The organism is Paraburkholderia panacisoli (assembly GCF_008369935.1).
GTDB classification, from domain to species: Bacteria; Pseudomonadota; Gammaproteobacteria; order Burkholderiales; family Burkholderiaceae; genus Paraburkholderia; species Paraburkholderia panacisoli.
Genome location: NZ_VTUZ01000106.1, coordinates 1 through 6291, shown reverse-complemented (window position 1 = coordinate 6291; position 6291 = coordinate 1). Strand labels below are relative to the sequence as shown.

The following is a 6291-nucleotide window of genomic DNA, read 5'->3' as shown; positions in this document are numbered from 1 at the left end:
CCGGAAATACCAGCGAACGGCGCAGCTGATGACGACGGCAGGGAAGCGGTGGCCGTGATAAAGCGATTTTGTCTTCTTCATCACTTTATTCTACCGCCGCCTCCCCATTAACCTGACAGTGCCCCACCGTGTTCTGCAAGATCACGGCCGACGCGACCAGGTCGTTGTAGCGTAGCCGTTTCTGCTGTTCCTCTGGCTCGTTCTCGGCGATCACGTCGCCACCAAACGACAGCCATTTGGAGAAGCCATTGTACGACTCGATCTTGTTCGTGTTCGCGGTGACCTCCTGCCGCAATTCGAGACTGCCGATCCACTCAAGCAGGAACACCGTGCGAACGACGTTGCCCAGCTCGCGGGCGGCCAGGTACAGGCGGTTCTTGCGGCTTTCGGAGGCGAGCCGGCGCAGCAGCAGCAGCGACGAGATCGGGCCCGCCTGAATCGACAGCGCGACCTGCATCAGCTCCTGCCAGTGCTGCTCGATCAGCACCCAGTCGATGGTCGCCGTGAACAGCTTGTCGATGTGCTCGTATTTGGCCTTGCTGTCCGGCCGGTACAGGACGAGGTCCTTCCAGTTGCGAATTCGTGGCATCAGGTTGATGCCGAGCAGGTACGTGAACGCGAACACGGCGGCCGACTGGCCCTGCGTGTCGGCATGGACGGTATCGGCCTTGACCGACAGGCCCGCTTTCAGCAGCCCCTCGATCACGTAGATCGCTTCCCAGACACCCGGCGGAATGAAGTGCTGGAACACGGCGATATAGTTGTCGGCGACGTGCCGGTACGCGACCGCGCCCATTTTCCGGTAGCGGAAGTGATAGCCGGCCAGCAGATTGTTGTCGTAGAAGTCGTACTGCGTGCCGTCGGCCGCTACCGTCTTGCCATCGCCCCAGTGTTTGGGCAGGTCCAGCCGCAGGTACAGTTCGATCAGCTCGCGCTGCGCGGTCTCGAGCTTGTCCAGGCTCACATGCCGGCGGTTGACGAACGAGAGCATGTGCGCGGCGACATCCGAGTCGAGATGGCGGGCCGCCTGAGTCGGGCCGAGATTGCAGCCCATCGCGAAAATGGTCAGCAGGTAGCGCTCGGCGGCCTTGCGAATCTGGGGATCGCTCCCGGACAGCGGCCCGAAGTGCCGCGTGAAATGCGTCCAGTGTTCGATGTTCGCGAGGATGTCCAGCATGTTCCGCGTCGGCAGGCGGGCGTTGAGCCGCTCCTGCAGGGCGATCGCGCTCGCCGGGATCTCTTTCGCGACGGTTTTGCGCAGGATCGGTTCGCCGTGACGGTCGATCACGACGTGCTCGCGCTTGCGCGGCAATTCGTCATCGAGCTTGCGGGCCGCGTCCGTCAGCCATTGACGGAGATGGTGAACGAAGTCATCGCCGGTTGTTGGCATGCCGAGCTTGTCGCAATAGCCGGGCAACTGCTGCTCACATTGCCGCCACGGCAGCAGGTGGTCGCGATAGTCGGCGTAGGCGTCGGAGCCGGATACGCACAGATCGCCGACCCGTAACTCCTCGGCCATGTACGAGAAGACGCAGAGTTCGAGATACCGTCGATTGGTCGGCAATCCGTCGCCGTGGGAGCGACGTGCGAGCTTGCGCCACCGCGGCGCGGCAAAGCCTAGATCGACATCGGCATCGATCCACTCGCGATGCCGCGACTCGTTTTCCAGCACGACGTCGAGAGCATCGAGCAGCGTACGGACCAGGCTGGTCGAATCCCATTCGAGCGTACGGGCGACCCGCATCATGACCGAACGGTGGGCCTTGAAGTGCTTCCAGAGCAGCGGCAGATAGTTGCGGCCGCTGAACGCGCGGATCGCGGCACAGCTCTCGCGCAACGGCTCCAGGTCGCCTTTCGGCGCGAGCAGCTTCCTGACCGCCCCGGCGATGGCCGTCTCGTCGGATTCGTCGGCAAGGATGTCGGCCACGCCGTCAAGCAGGACCACGAGGTCCTCGACCTGGTCACGCTGTTTGCGCTGGATCACTTCCAGCTCGTCGCTCGCGCGCTTGTGGATGGCACCCATGCGCCGTACAAACATGTCGGCGAGATCGTCGCGGGCACGCACGCGCATGCGGTTGAGCAGCGCGACGATCAATGTGTAGCGCTTCTCGGGCAGCGTGTCGTTCCTCAGTGCCGACGCATCGAGCGCCATCGCCTGATTCGCGAGCGAGCGCAGCTTTGAGGCTGGAATTCCGGCGACGGCCAGTGAAAAATCGCCGATCTCGTCAAGCCAGGAAATCTGGTCGATCAGCATGTCCAGATGCTGCCGCGATGGGCGTTTCGCATGACGCTTGATCCGGTTGTAGGCAGTCTGCCGGCTCGACAGGTCGCGTGCGAGTAGCCGGTTGAGCGTGAGCTGCTGTTCATCGGTCAGGCGTCGCGTGACGCGCTTGAAGAGTCGGGACTGCGCCCGGGCGTGGATTTGTTCGGTCAGCCGGTCCAGCGTCGAGAACGCCGGCAGCTCGATATCGCGCGCGATCAGCTCGTCGATCGTCGCGTTGATGATGTCGACGGGCTGATCCATCGTCAGCGACGCCGTGTGCGCCGCGCGTGTCGCGATCGCGTTCGCGTCGGTGCCGTAATACGGCTTCACGTTCAAATAGGCGCGTACCGCGGCGTAATGCCGGCAGAGCGTTGGGGACGACGCGGTGTCGTAGCCGAATCGCGCGGTGTCCGCGATGTTGGCGGCCGCCCGTACATGATCGACGACGGCGACCGGAATGGAGTCGATCGGCGGGAAATAGTGCAGTTGCTGAAAGACCTTCAGCAGCACGAGCAGGCCCAATCGAGGCGGCTCGCCCCGCGTTGACCGCCGCGCCCATTCGATTTCATCGGATAGCGGCGTGTAGCAGGCTTGCAGTTCCCGGGGTGCCAGAACCTCGGGGAACCGCGGATACGCGGTGCGTTCGAGGGTAGCCATCGCGAGTCGTCCAGATCGCAGAGGGCCGCTCAGATTTAGCGCAAGAAAAATCAGACGTTACTGCATCAAATCGTAATGATTGGGTCAGTCTTCATAACCACAAGGCTTATGATAGAAAATTGCGCTTACCTTGTTTATCCCCCGACCTCTGCCCTGCGCGTGCGAACGACGGGCACGAATGGTCACTCGCGAGGCAATTGGGCAATCATCAGAATCGCGGCGGACTTGAAAAGCATCGGATTGGATATACAATGCGTTTTATGTGTATCCAATGGAGGTAATCATGCAAGTCGCAAAATGGGGCAACAGCCTTGCCGTCCGGCTGCCCGCGAGCGTTGTCGAAGCACTCGGTTTGAAGGAGGGCGACGACATTGAGATCTATGCCGACCAATCCGGCGCGTTCTCGATCAGCAAACAGCCGACAGTCGCTGAGCGGATAGAGCGCCTGCGCAAGTACCGCGGACGACTGCCTGCCGACTTCAAGTTCGATCGGGAATCGCTCAGCGAAAGGGGAAACGCTGAATGACGGTTGAGGCACCGACGCGATTTGCCGTCGATAGCAATGTGATTGCCTATCTGTTCTCCGGCGACGCCGCGAAGGCTGACCGGGCCGAGGCGCTGGTGGTGCATGAGACTTCGAAGGCCGTCATCAGCACGCAGGTAATGAACGAGGTTACGCTTGTCATGAGCCGGAAAATGGGGCTCTCGTGGCCGGAGATCAACGTCCTCCTCGGCGATGTGGAGGAGTTCTGCGAGATCGTGCCACTGACGCTTGAAGTCCACAAGGAAGCACGCCGTATCGCCGAACACTACGGATTCAGGTTCTACGATTCGTGCATCATCGCCTTCGCGTTGCTTGAAGATTGCGAAGTTCTCTACAGTGAAGACATGCAACACGGCCAGGTCATCTTCGACCGGCTGACGGTGGTCAATCCGTTCCGATCACCCAGTTGACTGCCGCGTGATTCGTCGTCGGGCGTCGTACGGTTTGTACCGTCGACGCTTTTCCATCCGGCGCGCCGGACTGCTGCGCGAGGAAAACGGTTGACCGCCCATGTCCATGCGCCGCCGTTCAGCTCGCAGGATTCCTTACGCGGACCGGTGAAGCGATTGATGCGGGCGACCCGGCAGGTAGTCGTATTGCGGTAAATGTGACCCGTGCGGGGCCGGTTACGCGGCAGGATGATGCACGTGCCGGTTACACAGGCATGATATTTGCGGCCTGCTTGCCTTTCGGTCCCATCTTCCACGTCGAAGCTTACTTTCTGGTTTTCCTGCAATGACTTGAAGCCTTCAGTCTTGATCTCGGAGAAGTGGGCAAACAGGTCTTCGCCGCCTTCGTCCCGGCGTGATGAAACCAAAGCCCTTCGCATCGTTAAACCATTTCACTGTACCAGTTGCCATTTTTGAACCTGTAGACGTTGATAATCGCATTCGCGAACGCGGTACGCCACGGAGCGACCGCCCGCGACGGACGACCTTTTACCACGCCGGGGTGAGACCTGCCAATCAGCAGGTCCACGGACAGCGCACGGTATGCTTTCCCGCTTTCCAGTGGCCCAAACCGGTTCAGGCGCCGGTCCTTGTGGCCGACGGCGGCTGCATTATCTGATGCTGTTGCGCATTCGTGAGTCGCCGTGACAGCCGTTTCCTGTCGACATGGGGACTAATTCAGTTCAATCTCGTCGCCAGCGCCGCACTCACGACTGTCAGCGACGGGATCCATGGCCGATCGTCGAATTGAGCCGGGCGGATTTTTTGCGCACCAGGCCCGACCACCTCAGTGCGTTTTATGCGTCATGGCACGAGGGGCCGGGGCACGCTACCACCGATTCACAACAGGACCGCTTGCTGCAAAAGTTCCAGCGCTTTCAATTCGTCCAGTCGACCCGTGCGTGCTTTACCTGCTAGCGTCTTGATCAATGCTCCAGCTATCGGTTCAATACCGTGAAGACCGTCCAGGCTGGTCACGGACGCGACCGGGAGCGGTACCGGGTTTCGCTGAGGTGTTGCGGTAGCCGGGAGCGACTCACGGGTTGCCGGCGTGGCTTCAGGTGCCTCGCCATCACTTGCTTCAAGTGAGCGACCGGTAAGGTCGTCTGGGGAATCATTGACATGAACTTGCGGGCTGACGACGCATCGGCAATGCGCTGATTGCTTTGCATCGGCATCCTGACCAGCTTGACTGGCTGAGGGCACGTATGGAACTGGTACCGCGAGCTGTTAGCGAGTGCTTGCGCTATGACAGTTCGGCGCAGATCCTGCAGCGTGTTCGAGGACACTGAGATCGACGGCGGCACGTTACCCAGGGGCACGTTCGTGCTTCTGTCGCTCGGCGCCGCAAATCGCGACCCGGCAAAATTCGAGGAGCCAGACAGGCTGATCATTTAACGAGAGGATCGCGTCTCGGCCATACACACGTCGAATGATGGCCAGGCATATAACACCCCGAATGCTGCGACTTCAGTCGTCAAACTCGCCTGCTTGCAGAGCGTCGGCGAAATCCGTGAGCCATGTGGCGAAGTGATCGGTGTCGTAGATCGCCGTCTTGCCGTTGGTGACCCGTGTTACGGAGATCTGCCGGACCGCGCCCTTCCGGCCGCCCGCCGGATAGTCGTCATTGTCCGTGATCTTGAACTCACGCAGGTCGAGTCCGCGGCTTGCAAGCACGGCCTTGACGTCTTCCTGTTCGTCCCAGGAGAACTCGGTGAAGTCATGGGCTGCCATGGCTGGTTCCTCGGCGCGGTGAGCGAAAAGCATCCTAGCACGATGACATCGCGAAATCAGACCGAACGCGGGTTTTTCAAATGGCGGCGACAGGAGCGTGGCCTGAGGGATATGAGCGAAGTACAACGAGGCAATCCGAGGTCGAGGAACCACCGCTAGCTTTTTTCAGGACGAGCTGCGGGCCGAAAACACACAAAAGCATGTACCCGATCGTCGGCCTTGTGGAAGGCTGGTAGGCTTTGCATAACGCCGACAAGCTGTCTGTTTGATTGGCTGCTTCGCGGGGCAGAGGAGGAAGGCGGGGCAGCGGACGTCGACGCTTGACATAAATACCCGAACTCGACAGCGGACAAGGCAGACATCGGCGTGGTCGCGTCCGATGCACGCGGCGGTCGAACGTCCCGTCTGCAAAACGCGGTGTATGCAGGACGCGGGACGGACAGTTGTCTGGTGGGCCATGCGTGGTACCGATCCGGCAGCGGGAACGCGAACGAGCGAGCCGTCGTTGATCGTCGACCCGATATAGATAGTCCGTCCCGCTTTCATCGATACTGTGGGACTGGCAGCGAGCTGCCAGTCGAGGCGGGACATGCACCCGTGGACTACGAATAAGTCGACCCAAACGCTAGACGATTGCCGTTTTA

General features: G+C 60.6%; 4 protein-coding genes and 4 pseudogenes. 3 read left to right on the top strand and 5 right to left on the bottom strand.

Going from position 1 to position 6291, the window contains the following annotated elements; genetic code table 11:
- Positions 1-81, bottom strand: a pseudogene (locus FVF58_RS50515) (IS6 family transposase); the annotation flags it as partial.
- 7 nt (positions 82-88) lie between these two features.
- Positions 89-2920: pseudogene (locus FVF58_RS50510) on the bottom strand (Tn3 family transposase); the annotation flags it as partial.
- Positions 2921-3203: 283 nt separating this feature from the next.
- On the opposite strand from FVF58_RS50510, the gene FVF58_RS50505 reads away from it, so the two are divergent.
- Both FVF58_RS50505 and FVF58_RS50500 read left to right on the top strand, forming a co-directional pair.
- Positions 3204-3446, top strand: a complete 243-nt coding sequence (locus FVF58_RS50505; RefSeq protein WP_149676914.1) for an AbrB/MazE/SpoVT family DNA-binding domain-containing protein — start codon at positions 3204-3206, stop codon at positions 3444-3446.
- On the top strand, positions 3443-3874 hold the full coding sequence (locus FVF58_RS50500; protein WP_149676913.1) for a PIN domain-containing protein: 432 nt from the start codon (positions 3443-3445) through the stop codon (positions 3872-3874). The genes FVF58_RS50505 and FVF58_RS50500 overlap by 4 nt, the downstream gene beginning before the upstream one ends.
- 244 nt (positions 3875-4118) lie before the next feature.
- On the opposite strand, the pseudogene FVF58_RS50495 reads toward FVF58_RS50500, so the two are convergent.
- Positions 4119-4324: pseudogene (locus FVF58_RS50495) on the bottom strand (cold-shock protein).
- 429 nt (positions 4325-4753) lie between these two features.
- A pseudogene (locus FVF58_RS54055) lies at positions 4754-5059 on the bottom strand (hypothetical protein); the annotation flags it as partial.
- 102 nt (positions 5060-5161) lie between these two features.
- On the opposite strand from FVF58_RS54055, the gene FVF58_RS50485 reads away from it, so the two are divergent.
- Positions 5162-5311, top strand: a complete 150-nt coding sequence (locus tag FVF58_RS50485) for a cytochrome P450 (protein WP_246217610.1) — start codon at positions 5162-5164, stop codon at positions 5309-5311.
- 72 nt (positions 5312-5383) lie between these two features.
- Here FVF58_RS50485 and FVF58_RS50480 read toward each other — a convergent pair whose 3' ends face one another.
- Complete coding sequence (locus tag FVF58_RS50480) at positions 5384-5647, bottom strand: hypothetical protein (RefSeq protein ID WP_090839219.1); 264 nt, start codon at positions 5645-5647, stop codon at positions 5384-5386.
- Positions 5648-6291: the final 644 nt, after the last annotated feature.